A 22,833-nucleotide genomic window follows, 5' to 3' on the forward strand; every position below is an offset into this window, starting at 1 on the left:
GATATGTGCTAAATCACATCTGGCTTCCCAAAAGGGGCGATCGCATCCTTTAGCTCCTATTCGTTAAACTGGTTGGCTAAATTACGACCAGCGTTCCAAGAGGTTACTTAAATCTTTCATCTTGATTGGTTTGCTCAGGTAATCATCCATGCCTGCCGCTAAGCACTTTTCTTGGTCTCCAACCATTGCGTAGGCAGTGACCCCAATAATGACAGGATAATGTTCCTGTCCTTGGCGCTGGCGTAGTCGTCGAGTTGCTTCGTATCCATCCAGCACAGGCATCTGGCAGTCCATCAAAACAATGTCATAGGAAGTTGCCGCGAGTTGATCCAAAGCTTCTTGCCCATTGTTAACTGCATCCGCTTGATAGCCCAGCTTTTGCAGCATTTTGATTGTCAGCATTTGGTTGAGGGGAGTATCTTCTACCACTAAGATTCGAGCTGTGGGTATGGCATAGGTGCTAACGTTTCCTACCGCTTGAGTGGCGAGTTTCTGGGGTTGGCTGGGGGCAAGCTCTAAAGGAGCGGTGAACCAAAAAGTGGACCCTTGTCCTAAGGTACTTTCAACCCCAATGTCTCCTCCCATCAAGCGCACAATTTTTCGGCAGATGGTGAGCCCTAACCCAGTGCCTTCATACTGCCGAGTAGCTGATGTCTCAACTTGAGTAAAGGGTTCAAAGATTCTGGATTGGTCTTCTGAAGCCAAGCCAATGCCTGTATCTTGCACGCTAAAGTGCAGGGTTACGGTTGAGTCTTCCTCCGACTGCTCCCGCTGCTCAATTCTAAGAACCACCTTTCCGGTAGTAGTAAACTTTATGGCATTGCGGATGAGGTTGGTCAGCACTTGTTGGAGGCGATCGACCGGACCGACTAGCCATTGGGGAATCTCTGGAGCGATGCTCGTAATTAGGGGCAACCCTTTAGCATCTGCTTGGGGCTGAAACAGATTGGTCAAATCTTTAATCACAGTCCGCAGGGCGAACTTGGTGGAGTGGAGTTTGAGCTCCCCAGCTTCTAACTTAGACAAATCAAGAATGTCATTAATAATCGCTAGGAGGCTCTCGCCACCGTGACTAATAGACTGGATATACTCTTGTTGTTGTTCATCTAAGGAAGTGACTTCGAGCAACTGCGTAAAGCCCAAAATCGCATTCATGGGAGTGCGAATTTCATGGCTCATGTTGGTAAGAAACTCACTTTTAGCTTGGTTTGCCTTCTCTGCCTGGGCTGCGGCCTCTCGCAGGGCTGTCTGAGAGGATTCTAGAGCTGCAATTAGGAGGCTGTGTCTTAGTTCTTGAGCCGCTTCAATTTCTAAGGGTTCCCAAGGTAAGGAGTGGTCTCGTACTAGCTCTTTCCACACTTCAAAGGAGCCTCTAGGAGAGAGACGTACTACTCCCTCGGCGGTGACTGAAACTGCATCACTAGGATTGCCCGCCCACTTAACGGTGTAACGCTGTTCTGGGCGGAACCAAATGATGTGATAAGACGTATGTCTCACCAGGATGGAGATGGCTAAAACTCCGCTGGCGACTTCTTTGAAAGGTTCAGCCTCTGGGTATTCTTCAACGAGGCTGTCTGTGTAAAACACCTCCTGTTTTTTGTCTACGAGTAACCAATTCAACAGGTCTTGAATTTGGATGTTGCTGGGGGTTTGACCTACCAAAATAGCTTGATTACCTAGGGCGATCGCGACTCCTTGGGCCTGTACGAGATTTAAGAGCGTCTCTTGGTTGCGTTTGAGTACGGTGTCAATCCGGTTGGGATACTTCAGCAGATCTTGTCTAAATCCTTCTTCAATGCGTCTAATGCGTTCACGATAGTTTTGTAGTTCTCGCTCTTGCTGCAAAACTAACTCGACAGAAACCAGTTGCCCTAGCAACTCACATACCCGCCGCGTTTCATATCCCACTAACTTAGGGCTGTAGTGATGACAAGCCACCAATCCCCATAATTGATTTTGATCAATCAGAGGGATAGACATGGAGGCCGAAACTCCCATGTTTCGCAGATATTCCAGGTGGCAGGGAGAGACGCCACGCAATCCTGATTGGCTAAGATCCAGAGGAGCCTCAACACTTTCAGTCGCAACTAAATTGACAGGCTGATAATGCACATCAGGAATGACTCTCAGCCACTTGCGGGTAAATAAATTCCTAGCGACAGAGGGAATGTCAGCGGCAGGATAGCGTAAGCCCAAGTAACTCTCTAAGCCAGAATTCAGTTCCTCCGCTACGACAATACCGCTGTGGTCGGCATCAAAGCGGTAGATCATCACGCGATCGAACTGAATCACCTTGCGAACTTCTTTTGCCACATTCTGAAACAGCTCTGTGAGGGTGGAAGCTTGTTTGATGTTGACCAGAGCCTGAGTCAATTGGCTATAGAATTCGCCCGATTGAATTGGGTTGGTTGACGGCATCGGTTCTAGTTCCAACACGATCGCCTGATCATTTCGATGCATCGTGGCTAAAAAGGCAGCTGCTTGTGAGCTAGATGCCTCAGAAACGGGTGGTGCTTTGAGGTTGATAGCAAAGGGATGAGAAGTGTCCGCCCCATTTTGCAACAGCGCTGTAATAGACTCGACTGTTTCGTCAGTAAAGATATACGATAACGGCTGACCCAGTAAAGACTCTAAAGCTAGACCAAAGTATCCTTGGGTGTTCTCGCTGAGTTGGGTAATCGTGAGGTCTGGCTCTTGTAAGGCCAAGAGTAATCCATGCGGTTGGATTTGCCCAATGATGTGGATGGGTTCGCGATCGTCTGCCGCTAAACCAACCAATTCAGAGGTGACTCTCTTCAAGGGCTTCATAGTGAGCGTCTGGCCTGTGTCAGTTTACGTCTCTAGTATGCCCACTGCAAGCGATCGAACGCTGTTCTTAAAGAACTGAGCCGCAAATTTTCCTGAAACCAATTTGCTTCCTAACAAAAAACCCCTAGCCGAGGCCAGGGGCTGAAATCAGGGTGCATCTACCACTCCTTTATTCCTAGCTAATTAAACTACGTCCGGAAAATTTTTAACGATGGTCAATTAGGTGAGTGGGTTAGGGGTTGAAGTGCGATCGCAACGCAAGTTATCTCCTTTGTTTGATAAATTTCATTGCACCATCTGGCTCAACACTGGTAGGCAGCCAACCTAAGTGGAGGTAGAACCCATAGGCTCTTAGGGTTGGGTCATTCCCTGTCAGTAACCAAACCTCTTCAGCTCCCTGCGACCATAGCCATGCTTCAGCTTGTTGCATCAAGGCGCGGCCTGCTCCTCGACCTTCATAAGCGGGGAGGACAAACATCCCAAAAATAGTTTTCTCTGTGGCATTGGCGATGGAGAAAGCAATGGGTTGATTGTCAATTTCCGCAATCCAGGCAGCGCAATCAGTTTGCAACATCCCAGCCACGGTTTCTGGAGTAATACCTAGCGCCGCAATCTCCTCACGGGATTGATGATTTTCAGTGACGCTGGTTCTGATTTTAAATAGAATTTCGATGTCTTCAAGTTGCCCGACTCGGATATGCATTTAAAGAACCTTAGAGATCAGAGCGGGAGGAAAAACGTTTGAGTAAATTGGAGATGTAAGACCATATCAAGCAGCTACCAAACCCTGTCATAGTTAGCCCCATTGGATATGTAGCCCAACGGCTATCTTGCCGCAGGGACAAAGATTGAATTTCTGAATTTTGTAGAAACGCATTGATTTGAGCAGCTTTTCCTTCCGTATCGCTAAAGCCATGATTCACTGGAAAATGAAGTTTGCCATCGGGTAAGAGCAAAACTAGCTGTCTTAATTTTCCGTGGTGTTTAACCTCTGCGCCTTCTAGTTGCGTCAGTGGGAAAGGAACGACTTTTTTTCCTAATAAACTAGATAGCATTAGCTTGCAAATGCCGAGATTGGAGTTGGAGCGATCGCAGCTTAAGGTTGCCAGCTGAGGATGGGTTAAGAATATTCCACCTTGAGTCAGCAAAAGGATTGTGAACAGCGTTGTCACACACGCTTGCCCCAATTCGGTGGAAGCGCCTTGAAGCATAAATGAGCTATATCCCGATCGCTGTTTTCCAAATCTACCCTGAAAATTTCTCATGCTGACTTATCGCTTGGAGCCTGAAGTTTATTCACTCCAGTGAAGGGATACAAGCTGACGCAGCCAAGTTTCGGGTAGACACTTACTATAGGAAGAAATTAGGCGGTTGGCTGGGGGATGGAGTGAAAGATGTAGCGATCGCGGCCTTGGCGTTTGGCTTCGTAGAGAGCTTCATCTGCTGCTGTTACCAACTGTTCCGGAGAAGCTGTACTAGTTGGCACCACACTGGACACACCTATGCTAATAGTAAGAAATTCGCTCACCTCTGAATTAGGATGTGGGAATCGGGATTGGTAGATTTCGTGTTGAATAGATCGGGCCACCGCGATCGCACCCTTGAAATCTGTAGATGGCAAAACGATGGCAAATTCCTCACCACCATACCGAGCTACTAAGTCAGCTGGACGCTTCACGGTTTGTTGTAGCACCTGAGCCACTCGGCGCAAACAACAATCTCCGCCTTGATGTCCATAGAAATCATTGTATTTTTTGAAAAAATCAACATCACAGAGAATTAGCGATAAAGCCTGCTGTTCGCGTTGTAAGCGATGCCACTCCTGCGCCAGGTATTGATCGAAATAGCGACGATTGGCAATTTGGGTTAATCCATCTACTTCAGAGAGGCGTTGCAGCTCTCGGTTGGCCCTTTCCAGCTCGGCAGTGCGTTCCTCGACCCGTCGTTCCAACACATAGTTGGCGTTTTCTAGAGCGGTAAAAGATTGTTGCAATTGATCGGCCATGCGATTAAATGAATGACTGAGCAGTTCTAATTCATGGACTCCTTGTGTGTTCACGGTTTGGGCTAGATTGCCATCTGCGATCGCTTTAGCTGAAGCATTGATTTGTAGAATCGGCTGGATAACTTTGTGAGCTGTGACAATCCCAGTCAGAATGGCAATCATCAGGGCGATCGTGCAGAGCAGAATCGTATGACGAGTATTAATGTTGATCTGCTGCATAAAATCTGATTCTGGGATGACCACTACGACTAGCCAATCCAGACCCAGGTCGTCTTGCCAGGGCATGATCTGCACAAACTGATGCTGGTTTTGTAGAACAAGCCTCAGTTGTTGACGATGCTGAATTCCATCCAGGCTACCGAATTGCTGATTTAAAGCAGTAGCGGTTGATTGAATGAGGGAATCAGGGCTGTCTGAGGCTTTGAGTCGGGTGGGGGTGCCATTGACAACCTTGAAAGACTCTGTAGAGCTGGAACTGGCAATCATCCGTCCGTCTCTTTCCATAATAAAGATGGTAGTAGAGGCGCTGATTTTGAGTTGCCGGAGAAACTCGCTAATTTGAGACAAACGTTGCTCAATCGCGATCGCTCCAATTAGATTTTTGTTTTTGTCATAAACTGGGCTACTAATGGCAATGGCTAAAGGATTCGTTGTAAAGCTCTGCCACGTGTAGACGGAGGTCCATTTCGGTTTACTCGTCCGCATGACCTCTGTATACCAAGCCTCCTTTTGGAACGGGTAATATTTCCCTGTTTCCACAAACCTACCGCGATTTCCCTGGGAGTCTGGCTCATAGGTATAGAGACGATTATCTCCATATCGCTTACTACTCATCCGCTCGGTAATCAGCTCCAGAGGATAGGTTTGTGGTCGTCCCACATCTACATATTCTCCGGTTTTGGCCCCAAAGAGGATATAGCCGACCTGATAGAGCTTTGCTTGCTTCCAAAAGAAGCGTCCTAAACCATCTTGATCTTTGGGATCAACCAAGCCAGAACTAATGGCTGTAGCGTTCAGTTCATTGAGCTGACGAGCGTTAGTTAAGTAGCAGTCAAGATGGTGATTAATTTGTTGAGTTGCCTGGTTTTGGAGATTAACGACGAGTTCGTTGACTGCTTGTTGCCCATTACGAAACGACCAGTAGCCCACCAACCCTACTGTAATGACCAGTTGTAGGATAAAAGGGACAATTAGCAGTCCACGCAGGGGTAAATTTCTAGGCTGCCGCAGGGGGCACTGGGGCAGATTTACTGTGGGACGCACCGTAACCAGTCGCTCAAGCTTGCTCGACATAGGCTTATGGAGTTGTTGAAAAGGAGGCTACCGAACGACCGTAAATCTTTCCTGAGACAACCCAAATTAATTTCTCAGCAGTGTATTAAGCATAAAGTTTATTTCTCTGAAGGCAAGAATGCCCTGAATCACAGCTTTCCTAACGCGATCGCTTTGCTAAAAAACAAGGAAAAAGCTAATAGGTTGAAAGCCAAATTCGCGATCGCTTTTAATGTTCTACAAAAGCTTGAAGTTGCTGGTCAGTGAGTCGTCCAGCTTGGTGGAGTGTATGCGTGATTTCAGAAATGCTTAAAACTGAGTGGGCTTGATAGCCTTGCTCTTGCAGTCGCGTTTTGACGCCTTGTTCATGGTCGATAAATACCACAATATCCTCCACATTTAAGCCTGCTGATTTCAGCTTTTCCGCTCCTTCGATCGCGCTTTTGCCACTGATTAAAATGTCATCTACCACCACTACCGTTTCACCAGGCTGAAAATTGCCTTCAATCACGCGCCGAGTTCCGTGAGCTTTAACTTCCTTACGAGGAAAGATCATTGGGTAATTGAGGCGGAGCGACAGGCCAGTAGCAGTTGGTAAGGAGCCGTAGGGAATCCCAGCAATGCGATCGAAACTTAGATCTTGCAGAATATCCGCATAAGCGGTTAGGACTTGGTGGAAGATTTGAGGATTGGAGATGATTTTGCGGAGATCGATGTAGTAGGGAAAGGTAGCACCAGAGGCTTGCACAAACTCCCCAAACAGGATGCAGCCAATATCGTAGAGCTGCAGAATTAGATCTAAATGCGGGTGCTGATCTAAGGGGCAAACATCGGGTATCCATAGGTCGCAGTTAGAAGCCTGCCCCACCAGTTCCACTCGGATTTGGTTGACTTCTTCGCTTAACGACTGAATGGCTCTACCCAAATGCTTGTTGCTGACTAAATCTTGGGGCACCGGAATCAGTAACCCATCTCCCTCGAAGCTCAAGCCTGCGGCTAGCAATGCGGCTAAATCACTATCTTCGGCCCAGATACTCCGGGCTAGAATCAAGCGTTCTGGCGCGATCGCTCGAATTTTTCTCAATACTTCGGGTGAAGTGGTGCCGACTTCTAAGCCTACTTGTTCTGGCGTACCCCAGCTTCTCGCTTCCTGCACAACTTGAACATACAGTGGTTCCTGGGCGTTGGGATAAGTTTGCAGGGCGATCGCGGCTGGGTTGGAAGTGCAGCAAAGTACAAAGGCTGCCTTTCCGGGATACATCAGAAATGGGGCGATTTGATCCTGGCCTGCATAGGGATTGAGCGTAATCGCATCCACCTGCCACTCCTCAAACACAGTCCGAGCAATTAAAGTGCTGGTGTTGAGGTCCGCATGTTTGGCATCTAGAATCACGGGGATATGCTCTGGGATAGCCACAAGCGTGCGCTGGAGTAGTTCCAGACCTGGAGCGCCTAAAGCTGTGTAGAAACCTAGCGTGGGCTTATAGGCACACACTAAATCAGCGGTTTCCGCGATCGCGAATTGCAGCCAGTCCCATAACTGTTCGATCAGCGCTTCCGGTGACGTATTGCCAGGATGGGCGGGCATCATTTCTGGGTTTGGGTCCAGCCCCAAAAACAGCAAGCTCTGGTTGCGAGCGATCGCTTCATTGAGTTTGTCGAAAAAGCTCATGCAGTATTCCCCACCCTAGGCTGTCTAGTTGCAGATACGGTCTCCTACTGAAGATTGGCTGGCTGCACCGGAATTGTCCAGTTTCAGCGCCGAAAAACAACAGCATTTAACAATTCGATCAGTCTTCTAGGGAAAGTTTTCATAGTGGCTTTTACTAAATCATCAGGCTTTGACTCGGCGGCAACTATGAAAACTGTGGAACAAACTGCGACAAAACTGGTTCTGCGTCACCGTCCTACTCAAGTTTGGAGGTTGGCCGCAGGCATAGCGATCGTCTGGCCAGTACTGCTGTTGTGGCTGAGTGCGAGCAATTCCTGGCTAAACTACCTCTGGTGGTTTCCCTTATTTGTGGTCTTTTGGTTTGGCTGTGGAGTGCTTTTGTTTCTCATCGCAGGTCAAGCTGTGACTTATCAATTTGACAAAACTTTGAACTCGCTTACCGTTCGGCATCATAGACTGCCCAAAACCAAAACCACTGAATTTGCCTTAAAAGACATCGTAGATGTGCAATTGCAGTTGGCTAGCTGGCATCATGACTCTGATGAGTCTAAGGCTACATACCAAGGTGTGCTGTTATTGCGAGGCGATCGCGTGTTGACTCTACACTGTGGTTTCAATGCCAGCCGTCAAGATAAAGAGGCGATCGTCACTGTGATTCGGCAGTTTTTAGGAATGCAACCTTAAGCAACTTCTCCTCGAAGCTGAAGATTATAGTCCCGCAAACCATTCATAACCTTGATCTTCCCAATAACCTTTGACCCGTCCTAATTGGCTCATTAAGGTGATGCGAGTCACCCATTTACTCTGTTTGTAGCCCAGCTTGACCGGAGACGCTAAACGTAACGGGGCTCCATTTTCAACAGGCAAAGGTTCTCCGTTCTTTTCATAAGCCATCAAGGTTTGAGGATGCAAGGCCGAAGGTAAATCCCAACTGCCGTAGTAGCCATCCGCAGACTGGAAGTAGGCATATTTCACCTCTGGCTTTGGTTCTGCCAGCGCCACTAGCTCTCGCAGCCTGACGCCACCCCATTGTACGATCGCGGCCCATCCCTCGACACAGACATGACGAATCACCATCGAGGTGAGGGGGAGTTGCTGAATCTCAGCCATACTTAGACTTAGAGGTTGGTTGACTTCTCCATCAATCACTAAGCGAAAAGTGGTTGGATCAATTACTGGATCACCTCGAAAGGAATTGACAATTAAGGCTTCAGGTTCGATCGCTCCTAGAGGGAATTCTGGAACCAGTTTTTGGGGCTGAAATAAGAGAGTTTCTACTCGCTGATTTAGCGGCTCAGACACTTTGCCAACAATGTCTTCAAATAACGGCCCACCGCAGCCGCCCAAAAGAAAACTTAGGCTGGAAAGCCCAGAGACTTGTAGGAATTGCCGCCGATTGAGCCGATTGAACTGAGACTGGGGAACCCGAATCAAACCCATTGCCTTATCACTAAAGTACTCTCTATCAAAACACTACTAACCAAAACCCTGCCAACCAAAACACTATTTACCAAAACATAGACTCAAGCAGCCGTGAGCCACCCGCTTTCAAACCTAGCCAAGAGTGGGCGATCGCAAACAGCACCACAATGGGCACGGAGCTAAAATGCACAATCCGTAAGGCTTGCCAATCACCGAACATATCCACAATCCAGGGAAACTGGGCGGGTTTGTACATGCCAATTCCGGTCAAGACAGCTAGCAACAAAATTGGCACGATGACAGTGTAAGCAATACGATGCCAAGCGTAGATACGCCGTTTTTGGTTCTGGCTGTGTTGTAAAGCTTTGAGGTCGTTTTTGCCCACAAAGCGATGTCGCCACCGACGCGAAACCAAAACATACAGACCATACCACAGCAGATTCAAGGAGAATAACCACATCGCCGCAAAGTGCCAATGTCGTCCTCCTGCTAACCATCCTCCTAGCGCAAAGATAGGCGGAATTTGCCAACCTGCTCGGCCCCCAAATACAGGATTCGCATTATAAATTTGCAACCCACTGGTCAGCATGAGAAACAAGCTGATCAGATTAATCCAATGAAAACTCTTGGCCAAAAATGCCTGACGAGGCAGCCAAGGAGGAATCGTTTTAGCAGGAGCCGTTGCAGTCATAGGGTAGGGCTAGGGTAGGGTGATTGCACGAAAAGACGCATACTTGTATCCTACGCTGCCGACTTCGCTTACTAAGGTTTTACGGCAAGAAATCGCGCCTCTTCTGATGTACCACTACTTAAGAACTTGGTAAGCAACTGGTTTTCTCCATCGCTCTGGAAATTTGTTAGAGTTGATGCCCGCTTGGGTCAAAGACTCACTAATGTTTTTCGATGGGTTAAAGATGAAAATCTCGCTATATGAGTTTTGATATTCAGTAATTTTTGGTTGAATGACTTGTACTAAATTACTGCTCGCATTAGATAGCAGAAGAAATTCAGCATTGCGTTTGAGACGGTGGCTTAGCATTAAAACTTTGATATATTCCTCGCTACTAATGATCAATGGTTTATTTGCCTGATTAATCACTGGAGCAACCAACTCATAAGCTGCGCCTAGCTGAGGGCCTGAACTCTGATTTGACACTACCTTCACAAACAAATTAGAGGTGGAGATGCAGCTAGAGAGTAATACCAAGCTTAACAGCCCTATCCCCAAAAATCGTCTTCTTTGATCCCTATGGTGTAATTGCTGAACAATGAAAAAGCTAATGCCGATAATAAAAAATATAACTGCGGGTAAATAATATCGAACCTTATAAGCTAAACCATGACCCAAAAGAGTGCCGAGCAGCATCAGTGGCAACATCGTTCCATACAAGACAGATAAAACTAGTAAGCTATTCTTTTGAGTAGATAGCCTCAAACAAATATAGTAAGTGAGAGTAGCGAATATAAAAATCGCAATAGAGATTGCCAGCGGGTTTTGGACAAAATCGTTGCTGAGTAAACTAATATTAGAATTTTTCCAAAAAGTTTGAATTACAGCAGTGGTTCCGTTCATAAACGAACCTAGCACATTAGGTGCAGTTCCTACGCTTTCATCGGAGATACCAGCAGTTTCTTCGAATTTCTCACGTTGGGACAAAATACTTAGAGCCCAAGGTGTGAAACATAAGATTGAAAAAGAAAGTGAGATCCAGTAGTACTGTAGCGATCGCCAAGAGCGATTGAGGGCTAAATAATAACCATGTGAAAAGATCAGAAGAATAAAGAATAAGTGTGTGTACAGACCAAGTAAATTAGTTGCTGTATACAGCGTAAAGAGAAGCTTGTTGTTATTGCGTGTGGCCCGAACGAATAGAGCACTAGACAAACAAATTAATGCACCCCACAGCGAATATTGACTGACGTGTTGGCCCATGGAAAACAAATAGGGCGATACAGTAAAGAGAGTTGCACTGAGCAAGCTTATTTGAGAGTTGTTAAAGATTTCCTGGGCTAACCAATAAATTGCTGGTATTGTTGCGATTGAAATTAGGGTTGAAAACAGCTTGGAATTGAATAAATAGCCAATTCCTAATAACCAGTTTTGCAAAAGTATATAGTAAAGGGGTGGATGTTCTAAATTGTTAGTTAAAGCTGATAGATTTGGTTTTGGTTTGCAGTCTCCACAAGGGACTTGATATTGACCCAATAGTTTATTGACATTGATGGGTTCCGCGTTGTACGTCAACTGAATGAATTGTTGATTAGTGAAACCTGATGTTCTCAATAGTTTTCTAACTTCATCGCGATCGAAATACAAGTTGTGATTGGAGGATATAATCTTTAATAGGATAAATGCTGCAATTAGTATGCAAAGTGCGACTCTAAAATAGAAATCAAAATCTAGTTTCTTAGATTGAGCTCTACTTAGTAAGCTTTTCATTATAACTAGCCCAATTAACTTTTTAACGATTTAGAGCTTGGTTGACAAACTTATACAAGTAAATTAGGGCCAAGATAACATGATCGAGATAGGTGAGCAGTAAAGTTTGAAGCTGATTACAGAGCTAAATCTAAAAAATTTTGTAAAGCTTGATCTGAATTAAAAGACAAAGAGCTGATGTTTAAACTAAAAAAGGTGGGCACTGCCCACCTTAGGAATTAATAGAGGTAAGTAAAGTTGTCAGCTAACCGTGACAGTTGATTTCACGAAAGTGGTGCGAATGCGATCGGCGATTTGAGCAGGGGTGAGGCCTAGCGTCACCATAGACTGCTCTGGGGTTGCGTGCTCAACCAACCCATCAGGAATACCAATTCGCATGACAGGCACCACCACATTGTGATCCATCAGCGCTTCCATTACTGCTGAGCCAAAGCCACCCATGAGGCAACCTTCTTCCAGCGTCACCACCCGACCGATCTTTTGCGCCAAAGGAGCAATCAGTTCGATGTCTAGTGGTTTGGCAAAGCGAGCATTGACGACAGTGGCTTCAATCCCGTGTTCGCTGAGAATCTCTGCGGCTTGCATCGCTGGGTAGACCATTGAGCCGAAACCAACGAGCAAGACATCATCACCTTGGCGTAAGACTTCTCCTTTGCCGATGGGCAGAGGTTCCCAGCCTTCCTCCATCAACGCTACACCATGACCGTTGCCACGGGGATAACGCATAGCGATCGCACCATCGGTGTAGTTGATGCCTGTCACCATCATCTGCTGCAATTCAGCTTCGTCCTTAGGAGCCATCAGCACCATATTGGGGATACAGCGCAGGTAGGCAATGTCATACATGCCTTGATGGGTAGGACCATCAGCACCGACAATTCCTGCTCTATCGATACAGAAAAAGACAGGCAGGTTTTGGATGCAGACATCATGAATAATTTGGTCGTAACCCCGTTGCAGGAAGGTGGAGTAGATCGCTACGACAGGCCGAATGTCTTCACAGGCAAGACCCGCAGCCATTGTCACTGCATGTTGCTCCGCAATCCCTACGTCCATATATTGCTTGGGGAGCTTGGCTTGGAGCTTGTCTAAGCCAGTTCCGGTCGCCATTGCCGCAGTTATGCCCACAATTCGGGGATTGTTCTCTGCCAACTTCACCAATGTGTCGCCAAACACTTTGGAGTAGCTAGCAGGCTTGGGTTTCGTGGAGGGAGCCGCTTTACCAGTTGCCAAGTTAAACGGCGATTGGGCGTGGTAGCCAACTTGGTCTTGCTCCGCGATCGCATATCCCTTCCCTTTCATGGTAGAGACATGCACCAAAACTGGCCCCACTTGCTGATGAGCATGCTCAAAAGTAGCAATCAACTCTTCCAAGTTGTGTCCATCAATTGGCCCCATGTAGGTGAAGCCCAGTTCTTCAAACACTGCTCCCACTTTAGGAACGGCCAAGCGCTTCATGCCTTCCTTAATCCGACCCAGTTCAGGAGAAAGCGAACTGCCCACAAAGGGGAGTTGCTTAACTTGCTCTTGGAGGTTGTCCGAGAGGAACTGCATGGGGGGACTGAGGCGCATCTTGTTGAGATAGCGAGACAGCGCTCCCACGTTGGGTGAGATCGACATCTCATTATCATTGAGCACCACCAGCAGATTAGTTTTGGGTAGATGTCCCGCATGGTTGATGGCTTCCAACGCCATGCCCCCTGTGAGCGCACCATCCCCAATCACGGCGACTGATTTGAACTTCTCACCCTTCAAGTCACGGGCTAAAGCCATCCCCAATGCTGCTGAGATACTAGTAGAGGCGTGACCCGCACCGAAGTGGTCAAACTTACTTTCACAGCGCTTTAGGTAGCCCGCTACCCCGTCCTTTTGGCGCAGGGTATGAAAGCGGTGATAGCGTCCTGTAATCAATTTGTGGGGGTAGGCCTGGTGACCCACATCCCAAATTACCTTATCGCGGTCGAGGTCTAGGGTGTGATAAAGCCCTAATGTCAGTTCCACGACTCCCAATCCGGGGCCGAGGTGACCGCCACTGGCGGCAACTGTTTGTAAATGTTTTTCTCGAATTTGACGCGCGATTTGTTGCAGTTGATGAACCGAAAGACCCCGCAATTGGTTGGGATGGGTCAGTTCACTCAGGTGCATACCGGAGTACCCCCTGGGTCGTTGAAATGGATTTTAGTTACCTTTTTCACTCTAGATGGTTTTACTAACCTTTTCTCAACCAACCGTAAACCCTAAACCCAAACCCTAGACCCAAATCCTAAACAATATGAGACAATCACCGCAGCTTCGCTTGTTGATTATTAGTTAATTTTGTTGCTCTCCTTCTAGTAGCTGTTATGCGTCACATCGATCTTCCGCGCTACTTACTCCGTTTGTCTGGGGCACCCCTGGCGATCGCTGGGTTATTGGTTCTTGCCATACCTCCAGACCCTGCTGCTGCTTTCTTGTTTCAAACTCAGCGTAATGAATATGAAACCTGTGCCGCTAACTTATTAGATGCGGGGATTGATCCCCCCATTGTGGCTGAGGCTTGTGGAGAGGTACTCCGTCCCAGAGATTTGGCCAACTGTGTTGAGCGGATTACCCGCCAAACATCAGTCGCAGGTCTGGATGCTCTCTTGACTTGCCGCCAAGTGCGACGGCCTCTAGAACTTGCCAGTTGCGTGGTAGACATTAATCGCGAGACTGAAAACCCCGCCCTCCCAGAAGTATTGGATACTTGCCGCCGTAGTTTGCTACCCAAGCGCTTTGCGGACTGTGTCGTGGGATTGAGCCGCCGGGTTGACGACCTCACCCCAACCAATGCAATGGCAACTTGTCTGGATGCTGGTGACCCAGTCGTCGATTTTGCCCCCAACTTCATTCCGCAAGATGCCAGCCTACCTCCTCGCTTTACCCCGCTAACCACCCCCGTAGAATCGCCTGCCCTACCTTAAAGGCTTTCAAGTCTGCGATCGCTTGGTCTAGACTGGAGCCAACTCCGACGAACGGTTTGGCTTCAGGATAGGCATCCACTATGAACCTTGGCAAGCGAATCGCTGACTGGCTAGAAACGCATTGGGTCACGCCCTCCTACAGTGGTTGGCTCCTAGCAGGGCTGGCCATTTTCTTCTTCGCAGCGGGCACCAATACCCTGTCTGGTTGGTTATACGTGATGAGCGGGGTGATCGTGGCGCTGTTGGGGGTTGCTGCCATTTTGCCAGAGCGATCGCTGCGAGGCATTCAGGTGACCCGTCGCCCCATTAATCCGGTCAGTGTGGGGAGTGACCTCACCATTGAGCTAGACCTGGAAAACCGCACCGCCCAAGCCAAGACGCTGTTGCAAGTTCGGGATCTGCTGCCCTATCGCTTGGCGAAACCTGCGGCAACGGTCGTAGAAGCAATTCCACCCCGAAAAACTTACCGCTGGACCTACTTTCAGCCGACTGAGAAGCGGGGGGTGTATCGTTGGCACAATCTACAACTCCGCACCGCAGCACCTCTAGGATTGTTTTGGTGTCGGCGAGAGCGCACCGTTAAAGCAGCGGCGATCGTTTATCCTACAGTTTTACCCCTCACGGCTTGCCCCCTAATCGACGAAATTGGGCGGGAAAATAGCCCCAAGTTTCACAGTAGCCGCCGCTCCCAAAACGCTACAGAAGGGATTACTCGGGCCTTACGACCTTACCGTTGGGGTGATCCGATTCGCTTAATTCATTGGCGGACGAGCGCTCGTTATGGTGAATTTCGGGTGCGGGAGTTAGAAGTTTTTACAGGGGGAGAAGAGATTGTCATTTGCCTAGATAGTGCGGGGGCTTGGCAAGCCGATGATTTTGAACAAGCGGTAATTGCGGCAGCGTCGCTGTATTTCTACATGGCTCACCGGGATACTCATGTGAAGCTGTGGACGGCGGGTACAGGGTTGCTCCAAGGCGATCGCTCGGTTTTAGAGGCATTGGCAGGTACCTACGCTGGCGAAGAAGTGCGGGCAGAGAGTTTACCTGAGTTGCCCATGGTTTGGCTGACGCAAAATCCCCAAAGCCTGAATACCTTGCCTCTCGGTAGCCGTTGGCTTTTGTGGCCACCTACAAACCAAAAGCCTCGTTTAGTAGCCACTAGCGACCTAGAGTTTCCTGGCTTGGTGATCCAATTAGATAAATCTTTACAAACTCAGTTGCAATCGCAGTTACAGCGTTTGTATTCAGAAAGCAAGAGCCAAGAGCCAGGGCCAGAAGTTAGGAGCTAGGAGTTATGAGTTATCAGTCGAGTTATCTAGGTTTTGGTTTCCTTTAGCCCAGAGAAGGGCTGCGATACAATGCGGGAATACGCTTGTATGAAAGAGCTTGCCCTATGAACTCATCTGAAAACGGCACCCTCGCGAGTGAAAAGAACTTGGAAGCGATGCGGAACTTTGCCGAAACCTATGCCAAGCGCACCAACACCTACTTTTGCGTTGATTTGTCCGTGACGGCTGTAGTGATTGAGGGTTTAGCCAAGCATAAAGATCAATTGGGTTGTCCCCTCTGCCCCTGTCGGCACTACGAAGACAAAGAAGCAGAGGTGAATGCGACGTTCTGGAATTGCCCTTGCGTACCCATGCGGGAGCGCCAAGAATGCCATTGCATGCTATTTCTACAGCGCGAGAATGACTTTGCGGGGCAGCAGCAGGAAATTTCGATGGATGAGCTAGCTGTGGTTAGAAGCAGCCTCTCGGCTTAAGCTGAGGAAGCTGCGTCAGGAAGGCTTTATGAGTGAAACCATGCCACCAGAGTTTTGGCAGGCAGTGGAGCAGTTTAATCAAGGCGAGTTTTATGCCTGTCATGACACTCTAGAAGCGCTGTGGCTAGAGGAAGTTGATCCCCTACGGCGGTTCTATCAAGGCATCTTGCAGATTGCGGTGGCTTGCTATCATTTGTCAAACCTCAATTGGCGCGGTGCAGCGATCCTGCTAGGCGAGGGCATGAATCGTCTAAGAGATTACCAACCGACTTACGGCGGCATTGAGGTAACGCATTTACTGGAGCAAAGTGCCACCTTGTTGCAGCAACTTCAAGCCCTAGGCCCTGAAAACGTGGAAAGTTTGAGACAGCAGTTGCAAGCGAATCAGGTGGGAGAGGAAGCGATCGCTCTCTCTGAAACCCAACCCGCACCTTGTTGGCCCCAAATTGTTTTAGTTACCCCATCCTAATGCTCGCAGGCATAAATGACAGAGGTTAGCGGCTGCGAAACTTCCAGGGGAGAAGCATCGTCAAAGTTTCTACCTCAGTTGCTCGCACTTTCTCCTGAACTAGGCACCAGGATTCGGTAAACTACCTACAGAGATTTTGCCTCTCTTCCAGCCTGAGGTCTGACCCGGTTACTGTTTTGCCCTCTGAACTTGTACGACCTATGCTGCCTTTCTCCCAACTGTCCCGTTATACTGGCCGTCGCCTCGCTGCGGCCTTGCTAGTTCCTGCGACCCTAGCCGCGATCGCTCTACCCGCTACGCTCAAAAGCGCTGAAGCTCAAACTGCTCCAGGCCGCGCCCTGACGCTACGCTCGGATGTGCAAGAAGCCAATGCCAAAACGGGTGTAGTTACGGCCCGTGGTAATGTGCAAATTACTTACCCAGCTCGCCAAATTCAGGCAACTTCGGCTCAGGCTCAATACTTTAGCCGCGAACGCCGGATTGTCCTGAGTGGCAATGTGTACGTTTTGCAGCAAGGCAATAGCCTACGGGGCGAAAATATTACGTATCTGATTGACGAAGGCCGCTTTGTGGCTCTACCGCAGACCAGCAAACAAGTAGAGTCGATTTATATTGTGGCTGACCCAGCATCAACCCCAGCAACTCCACCCGCTTTAGCGAACCCACCTTTTTAATGCGAAACCTGGATCTTAGGGGTCTACTCAGTGGAAGTAGCCTCAGACCACTCATCTTTGATACCATCAAGGCCGATTGGTCTGCGATGCAGCTAGGCTGGGAGTAAATCGTTGAAGATTGTTCTGGAGAATATTCACAAGTCCTACGGCAAACGCACAATCGTCAATCGGGTCAGCCTATCGGTTTCCCAAGGGGAAATCGTCGGTTTGCTAGGACCGAATGGTGCTGGGAAAACCACCACGTTTTACATCGCTACTGGATTGGAAAAGCCTAATCAAGGTCGCGTTTGGCTGGATAACCGCGATATCACCACTTTGCCAATGCACTCCCGCGCTCGGTTGGGCATCGGTTATCTGGCGCAAGAACCCAGTATTTTTCGGCATTTGAGCGTTCGGGACAATATCTTGCTAGTGCTGGAGCAAACTAAGATTCCTCGGCGAGAGTGGCGATCGCGTCTCAACCATTTGCTACAAGAATTTCGCCTAGAGAAAGTTGCTTCTACCTTGGGAATTAGGGTTTCCGGTGGCGAACGGCGACGCACCGAAATCGCCAGAGCCTTGGCAGCAGGAAGAGAAGGCCCGAAATTTTTGTTGCTTGATGAACCGTTTGCGGGTGTAGACCCGATCGCAGTGGCGGAAATTCAAGAAATTGTCAGTCGGTTGCGCGATCGCCAAATGGGGATCTTGATTACAGACCACAATGTGCGAGAAACTCTAGCGATTACCGATCGCGCGTATATTATGCGGGACGGGCAAATTTTAGCTTCTGGTAACGCCGAAGAACTCTACAATAATCCCTTGGTGCGGCAGTACTACCTAGGAGATAACTTCCAACGTTAGCGTTGCAGCTCGGTTCGACTGTTCGCCAGGGCTTCGGCTTCTATGACTAGCATCACAAAATCTTTCCGCTTTCTTTTCTGGCCTCTAACTTGGTTGACAGGTGGCTTGTCCTTGATGGATCGCTACATCACCAGTCAACTAATCATGCCGTTTCTATTTGGCGTGGGGGCATTTTCGGCGATCGCGGTTTCGATTGGCACTTTGTTTGATTTGGTCCGCAAGGTGACAGGCGATGATCTACCCCTGAATTTGGCGATTCAGGTCTTTTTTCTGCGCCTGCCAGAGTTCGTTGTTTATGCCTTGCCCATGTCCACCTTGCTGGCAGCATTGATTGCTTACGGTCGGCTCGCCACCGATAGCGAATTGATCGCGTTGCGGGGTTGTGGGATCAGTGTGCGGCGATTAGTAGTTCCAGCACTGATTTTGAGCTTAGTGGTGACAGGCTGCACGTTTGCCCTGAATGAAGCGATCGCTCCTCAGACCACTTATCAAGCTTCTGTCTTACTGAATCAAACCCTCAGGAAGGATCGCCCTTCCTTTCAAGAACGCGATATCTTCTACCGGGAATTTAGCGACATCCAGCGACCAGATGGCAAAACAGAACAAGCTCTATCGCAGTTGTTCTACGCCAAACAATTCGATGGTCAGCGCATGATCAACCTGACGGTGCTGACGTTTAATCAAAAAAACTTACAACAAATTGTGTCAGCCAAATCTGCTCTCTGGAATCCTACTCAAAGCGCTTGGGATTTTTTTGAGGGCACCATTTATGCCGTTGCTCCCGATGGTTCCTATAGTGGCATTCAAGAATTTCAGCAGCAACCTTTCGCGATCGCCCGTACCCCTCTTGATCTGGCAATGTGGAATAAAGATAGTAACGAGATGAACATTGCGGAGGCGCAACGATATCTTTCTTTGCTCAATCAAAGTGCGGATGAGCAAACCCTACGAAAGCTGAGGGTACAAATTCAGCGCAAATATGCCTTTCCTTTTGTTTGCGTGGTCTTTGGTCTGATTGGTGCTGTGTTGGGCGCTAAACCAGGCCGCACCAACCGAGCTACAGGGTTTGGCCTCAGCGTTTTGATTATCTTTGTCTACTACACATTGGCGTTTCTCACGGCAGCTCTGGGGCAAGCAGGAGTTTTTTCCCCGGTTATGGCAGCTTGGCTCCCAAACATCTTTGGCTTTGGGGTAGGAGGATTCCTGTTAGCTCGCTCTACCTGATCGTAGAGGCAGCGACGGTTGCCTGATTTTCTATGTGGAGATGGCAGTTAGGCGCGATCGCTTGGGGCAATGAGAAGCTTATCTTTAAACTTTTAGTGTTGTAGTAAACGCCACTATCCACATTCAGGCGAAAGGGATTTAAGATCCTAAAAACACTAAACGGATTTTTGTATGAGTGGCGATCGCAGTATCAATACGGGTGGCGGAAATTATATTCACTCACTAAAGGGAAATTATATACAAGGGAACTACATACAAGGGAACTCTACAGAGGTAAACCAAGACTTTTCCCAAGTTGTCATCCATATCCAACAACGTCTAGCTCAACTTCAAGATGAGAGAAAATACAGTTCTGAAGAGTCTCAAAGAATAGTTGCCACTGAGCTAGCAAATCAAGCCAAAAGCCAACCTGCTCTCAAGCAAAAATTAATTACCCTAGGAAAATATGTTCGAGATGGGGTTGCGAACGGCTTAATAGGTCAGGCAGCTGTAGAGGTAGTAAAGATTGCGCTACAACTACTAAACACTTCTCTGTTTTGAAAAAAATCAACGTCAATGAAGGAGAGAAGGGCGGCTCTAATCAAACAACTGGTTACACTAGCTTCTAAAACCCCAATACATTGGAAGTATTATCTTACTGGCTTATTTCTTATTGCCGTTGGCTTTGTAATTATTTGCCAAATAACATTGATTGGCTTTTTATTAGGCATTCCAATATTGGGACTTGGCTGCTTTTTGTGCTTTTTAAGTTCAAAACTTGACCCAAGGAGCCTACAAAACTCTTTGGTTAAGAAAAGCCATAATGATCGTCAGAGGAATATCAATACAGATGGGGGAAACTATAACGAGCATATTAGCGGTGATTATATCAATATACAAGGAAATCAAATATACGTAGGTCAAGACCTGTCCCACTTTACTGCTCAAATTCAAGAAGTTTTAGAGCATCTTCGAGCACAAGATTATTCTAAGGAAAGAGCTGAGAAGCAGGTTATTCAGGAGTTGACAACTGAATTACACCAAAATCTCAGGTTTAGGCAAAAGCTTTTTGGATGGAAGGATTCTTTAGGCTCTTCTACTACTCACGCAGAGGAAGTTGCTGAGAGACTAGTTCAGATTGCTGATGAGATTCCTAAAGGTACAGAAAATGACTCATTTCTTGTTATAGAAGACAAGTATAAACTATTACATGACTTACTTGAGGCTGGACAGTGGAAGGAAGCTGATGAGGAAACAGCCCGATTTATCCATGATTTGATGCCAGAAACTTGGTACTCTGAACGCACTATTGCTGTCAACGAAATCCCTCCGGGAGATCTCAAAACCATTAACAAGTTATGGCTCAGATATAGTAAAGGACGTTTCGGTTTCAGTGTTCAGCAGCGTATCTGGAAAAGGATTTCAAGCGCCTACCCTCCTCAGAAGAGGGATTGGAAAAACGAAGACGCTTACACTGCTTTTATTGATTGTGTCGGTTGGTCCTTCGAAAATGGTTACCTATACTACACGGATCTTCAATATTCTCTAGCAGCACCAGCAGGACATTTACCTGCAATTGTAATGTTTGAGGATGCTGATGAGCCCTATTTCTATTATTCTTCTCCAAACTACTGCCATCTGAATCAAACTGTTTTCGATGATTTGATGGAACGTCAGTATGAGCGCAATTCGTTCATTCCATCATGGTTGAGATACTGATTTCTAGGAGAATAATCCGATTCAAGCTTTTTATTTGCAATTGGCTTTGAGGAGTTGACCTGCCAGAAGCTAGGCGATCGCGTGACACTCATCACCTGTCAGCAGGCTAATTATCACAAGGCTGAGCTTGGTCTATCACTGGAATTGGCTGAGAAAAATTAGATATTAACAGTAGCGAGTTCCTGAACGTCACGATGCCTCCTGTTAACCTCTTGCCCTCTGCTCTCTCCGAACTATTTGCTCAAGTCAGCAGTTCTGGCAAGATTACCTTAGCCGATCGCTATGGCATCCTGGCAGCCCTTCTGAGCAACGACATGAGCGCAGAAGAGCAATGCACGATTGACCGTTTACTTCATGCCTTAAAACAACGTCGAGTGCAGGTTGTAAACGAGTTGTCGGCAGAGATGTAACTGCAAACCAACCACAGGGTGAGGACGATGGAAGTTAGAAATCAGTCATTTATGCGATTTTTGCAAGAGGATTTGGCGATTCCTGCTGCTGCCGTCATGCTAGCTTGGCAACACTCAGAATCTCCTAGCCTATTGCCAATGGTCCTTTGGCAATACGGCTTAGTCACTTTAACCCAACTAGATCAAATCTTTGACTGGCTAGAGCAGCACAGCCTGACCTTGCTGTAGGTAGAACTTGAAGCGGGTACTGGCAGAACGCGATCGCCCGTTGGGTGTTAGTCAGTCTCGGCTTAGCACTTGACCCTACAACCGCCTCAGTCAAGCTGCCTAAGCCGTTAGAGGCACAACTGAGTTTTGATTTCTGTATTGCGATAGAATCCGCCGCAGCGATCGCCGCATAGCATGATCGAAAGCAGTATTTCAAATCCAGCTTTAGCTCTGACTTCAGCGCCTTTAACCGAGATAATTTAGCTAGCTCCACGCATACCGTTGTGGAAGTGGCGTAGGGTTGTCTGAGGTCATGGCTTCATTTTCGAGCATTTCTGGTTTTAGTAGAAATATGAGTCCTCCCCTATTCAGAAGGGCTTCAATTTCTACTCCAAGCCTGAAGTGCCTAATCATTGGAGAGACCAATATGAAAGTTCCTTTAGAAGTTACCTATCGTGATGTTGAAAAAACAGCCGCGATCGATGCTCTCATTCATGAAAAGGTTGCCAAATTAGAAGAAGTTTGTGACCACATTAGCAGTTGCCATATTGCTGTAGAAAAAATTCACGATCGCCCCCGCAGCGGTTCTCCTTACCGAGTCCGCATTGATATGACTGTACCTCCTGGCCATGAGTTAGTCGCTGACTCTAACCCCGGAGAAGAGACTCAGTATGTTGAACTTGATACTGTGATTCGGGACGCTTTCAGCGCTGCGCGTCGCCAGCTAAGCAAACTCACCAAACGTCAGCACGAAAGTGATAAGTCTCAAAACCAAGAAGCGTATGAAACGACTGCCTTAGTCAACAAGATCTTTCGGGAAGAAGGATACGGCTTTATTAAGACTTTGGACGGTCAAGATATCTACTTCCACAGGGCAAACGCATCTAAATTGGGGCAAGAGAGTGGGTGAGATACTGGATTAGAGCGTTTTAGCCAGAGACTCCTAACTGACCATGCCATCAACTGCTGCAAGCCTTCTAGAACATTT

General features: G+C 47.7%; 23 protein-coding genes. 14 read left to right on the forward strand and 9 right to left on the reverse strand.

What is annotated here, in order from left to right:
• Nucleotides 1-81: 81 nt before the first annotated feature.
• From NDA01_RS09525 to NDA01_RS09545, 5 genes are all read right to left on the reverse strand, one after another.
• Nucleotides 82-2,808, reverse strand: coding sequence for an ATP-binding protein (locus tag NDA01_RS09525; RefSeq protein WP_348227768.1), 2,727 nt, complete (start codon nt 2,806-2,808; stop codon nt 82-84).
• A gap of 262 nt (nt 2,809-3,070) precedes the next feature.
• Nucleotides 3,071-3,511 carry a GNAT family N-acetyltransferase gene (locus NDA01_RS09530; protein WP_348227769.1) on the reverse strand — a complete coding sequence of 147 codons (441 nt, stop codon included), beginning with the start codon at nt 3,509-3,511 and terminating at the stop codon, nt 3,071-3,073.
• 10 nt (nt 3,512-3,521) lie between these two features.
• A complete protein-coding gene (locus NDA01_RS09535; RefSeq protein ID WP_348227770.1) occupies nt 3,522-4,073 on the reverse strand; it encodes a hypothetical protein in 552 nt (183 codons plus the stop codon).
• 98 nt (nt 4,074-4,171) lie between these two features.
• Entirely contained in the window at nt 4,172-6,106 is a 1,935-nt protein-coding gene (locus NDA01_RS09540) for a diguanylate cyclase domain-containing protein (protein WP_348227771.1), read from the reverse strand.
• A 208-nt stretch (nt 6,107-6,314) separates the two neighbouring features.
• Nucleotides 6,315-7,757, reverse strand: coding sequence for a bifunctional orotidine-5'-phosphate decarboxylase/orotate phosphoribosyltransferase (locus tag NDA01_RS09545; RefSeq protein ID WP_348227772.1), 1,443 nt, complete (start codon nt 7,755-7,757; stop codon nt 6,315-6,317).
• Between the two features lie 186 nt (nt 7,758-7,943).
• Here NDA01_RS09545 and NDA01_RS09550 point away from each other — a divergent pair, with 186 nt between their 5' ends.
• Nucleotides 7,944-8,441, forward strand: coding sequence for a hypothetical protein (locus tag NDA01_RS09550; protein WP_348227773.1), 498 nt, complete (start codon nt 7,944-7,946; stop codon nt 8,439-8,441).
• Nucleotides 8,442-8,465: 24 nt separating this feature from the next.
• Here NDA01_RS09550 and NDA01_RS09555 read toward each other — a convergent pair whose 3' ends face one another.
• From NDA01_RS09555 to dxs, 4 genes are all read right to left on the reverse strand, one after another.
• A complete protein-coding gene (locus NDA01_RS09555) occupies nt 8,466-9,197 on the reverse strand; it encodes a molybdopterin-dependent oxidoreductase (RefSeq protein ID WP_348227774.1) in 732 nt (243 codons plus the stop codon).
• Nucleotides 9,198-9,264: 67 nt separating this feature from the next.
• On the reverse strand, nt 9,265-9,870 hold the full coding sequence (locus NDA01_RS09560; RefSeq protein ID WP_190549512.1) for a cytochrome b/b6 domain-containing protein: 606 nt from the start codon (nt 9,868-9,870) through the stop codon (nt 9,265-9,267).
• A gap of 114 nt (nt 9,871-9,984) precedes the next feature.
• Nucleotides 9,985-11,619, reverse strand: a complete 1,635-nt coding sequence (locus tag NDA01_RS09565; RefSeq protein WP_348227775.1) for a glycosyltransferase family 39 protein — start codon at nt 11,617-11,619, stop codon at nt 9,985-9,987.
• A 240-nt stretch (nt 11,620-11,859) separates the two neighbouring features.
• Nucleotides 11,860-13,764, reverse strand: a complete 1,905-nt coding sequence (dxs, locus tag NDA01_RS09570; protein ID WP_190553286.1) for a 1-deoxy-D-xylulose-5-phosphate synthase — start codon at nt 13,762-13,764, stop codon at nt 11,860-11,862.
• 197 nt (nt 13,765-13,961) lie between these two features.
• Between dxs and NDA01_RS09575 the strand changes: the two genes are divergently transcribed.
• The 13 genes from NDA01_RS09575 to NDA01_RS09635 all read left to right on the forward strand — a co-directional run bounded on the left by NDA01_RS09575 (nt 13,962) and on the right by NDA01_RS09635 (nt 22,755).
• The gene (locus NDA01_RS09575) at nt 13,962-14,561 is read left to right on the forward strand and encodes a hypothetical protein (protein ID WP_190435579.1); all 600 of its coding nucleotides are present in this window, start codon (nt 13,962-13,964) and stop codon (nt 14,559-14,561) included.
• A gap of 80 nt (nt 14,562-14,641) precedes the next feature.
• A complete protein-coding gene (locus tag NDA01_RS09580; protein WP_348227776.1) occupies nt 14,642-15,850 on the forward strand; it encodes a DUF58 domain-containing protein in 1,209 nt (402 codons plus the stop codon).
• 104 nt (nt 15,851-15,954) lie between these two features.
• Nucleotides 15,955-16,323: a ferredoxin-thioredoxin reductase catalytic domain-containing protein gene (locus NDA01_RS09585; protein WP_348227777.1), complete on the forward strand. Its 369-nt coding sequence runs from the start codon at nt 15,955-15,957 to the stop codon at nt 16,321-16,323.
• A 28-nt stretch (nt 16,324-16,351) separates the two neighbouring features.
• Nucleotides 16,352-16,792, forward strand: coding sequence for a DUF309 domain-containing protein (locus tag NDA01_RS09590; RefSeq protein ID WP_348227778.1), 441 nt, complete (start codon nt 16,352-16,354; stop codon nt 16,790-16,792).
• Between the two features lie 200 nt (nt 16,793-16,992).
• A complete protein-coding gene (locus NDA01_RS09595) occupies nt 16,993-17,466 on the forward strand; it encodes an LptA/OstA family protein (RefSeq protein WP_348227779.1) in 474 nt (157 codons plus the stop codon).
• 111 nt (nt 17,467-17,577) lie between these two features.
• The gene (lptB, locus tag NDA01_RS09600; RefSeq protein ID WP_190435564.1) at nt 17,578-18,306 is read left to right on the forward strand and encodes an LPS export ABC transporter ATP-binding protein; all 729 of its coding nucleotides are present in this window, start codon (nt 17,578-17,580) and stop codon (nt 18,304-18,306) included.
• 42 nt (nt 18,307-18,348) lie between these two features.
• Nucleotides 18,349-19,530: an LptF/LptG family permease gene (locus NDA01_RS09605; RefSeq protein WP_242065642.1), complete on the forward strand. Its 1,182-nt coding sequence runs from the start codon at nt 18,349-18,351 to the stop codon at nt 19,528-19,530.
• Nucleotides 19,531-19,701: 171 nt separating this feature from the next.
• Nucleotides 19,702-20,070: a hypothetical protein gene (locus NDA01_RS09610; RefSeq protein ID WP_348227780.1), complete on the forward strand. Its 369-nt coding sequence runs from the start codon at nt 19,702-19,704 to the stop codon at nt 20,068-20,070.
• Between the two features lie 15 nt (nt 20,071-20,085).
• Nucleotides 20,086-21,228 (forward strand): GUN4 domain-containing protein, encoded by a 1,143-nt coding sequence (locus tag NDA01_RS09615; protein ID WP_348227781.1) that lies wholly within the window; start codon nt 20,086-20,088, stop codon nt 21,226-21,228.
• Nucleotides 21,229-21,422: 194 nt separating this feature from the next.
• Complete coding sequence (locus NDA01_RS09620) at nt 21,423-21,638, forward strand: hypothetical protein (RefSeq protein ID WP_190435552.1); 216 nt, start codon at nt 21,423-21,425, stop codon at nt 21,636-21,638.
• Between the two features lie 27 nt (nt 21,639-21,665).
• Complete coding sequence (locus NDA01_RS09625; RefSeq protein WP_190435549.1) at nt 21,666-21,866, forward strand: DUF2949 domain-containing protein; 201 nt, start codon at nt 21,666-21,668, stop codon at nt 21,864-21,866.
• 44 nt (nt 21,867-21,910) lie between these two features.
• The gene (locus NDA01_RS09630; RefSeq protein ID WP_348227782.1) at nt 21,911-22,039 is read left to right on the forward strand and encodes a hypothetical protein; all 129 of its coding nucleotides are present in this window, start codon (nt 21,911-21,913) and stop codon (nt 22,037-22,039) included.
• A 233-nt stretch (nt 22,040-22,272) separates the two neighbouring features.
• Nucleotides 22,273-22,755, forward strand: a complete 483-nt coding sequence (locus tag NDA01_RS09635; protein ID WP_431193358.1) for an HPF/RaiA family ribosome-associated protein — start codon at nt 22,273-22,275, stop codon at nt 22,753-22,755.
• The last annotated feature ends 78 nt before the right edge of the window (nt 22,756-22,833 follow it).

This window comes from Trichocoleus desertorum AS-A10 (assembly GCF_039962155.1).
GTDB lineage: Bacteria > Cyanobacteriota > Cyanobacteriia > FACHB-46 > FACHB-46 > Trichocoleus.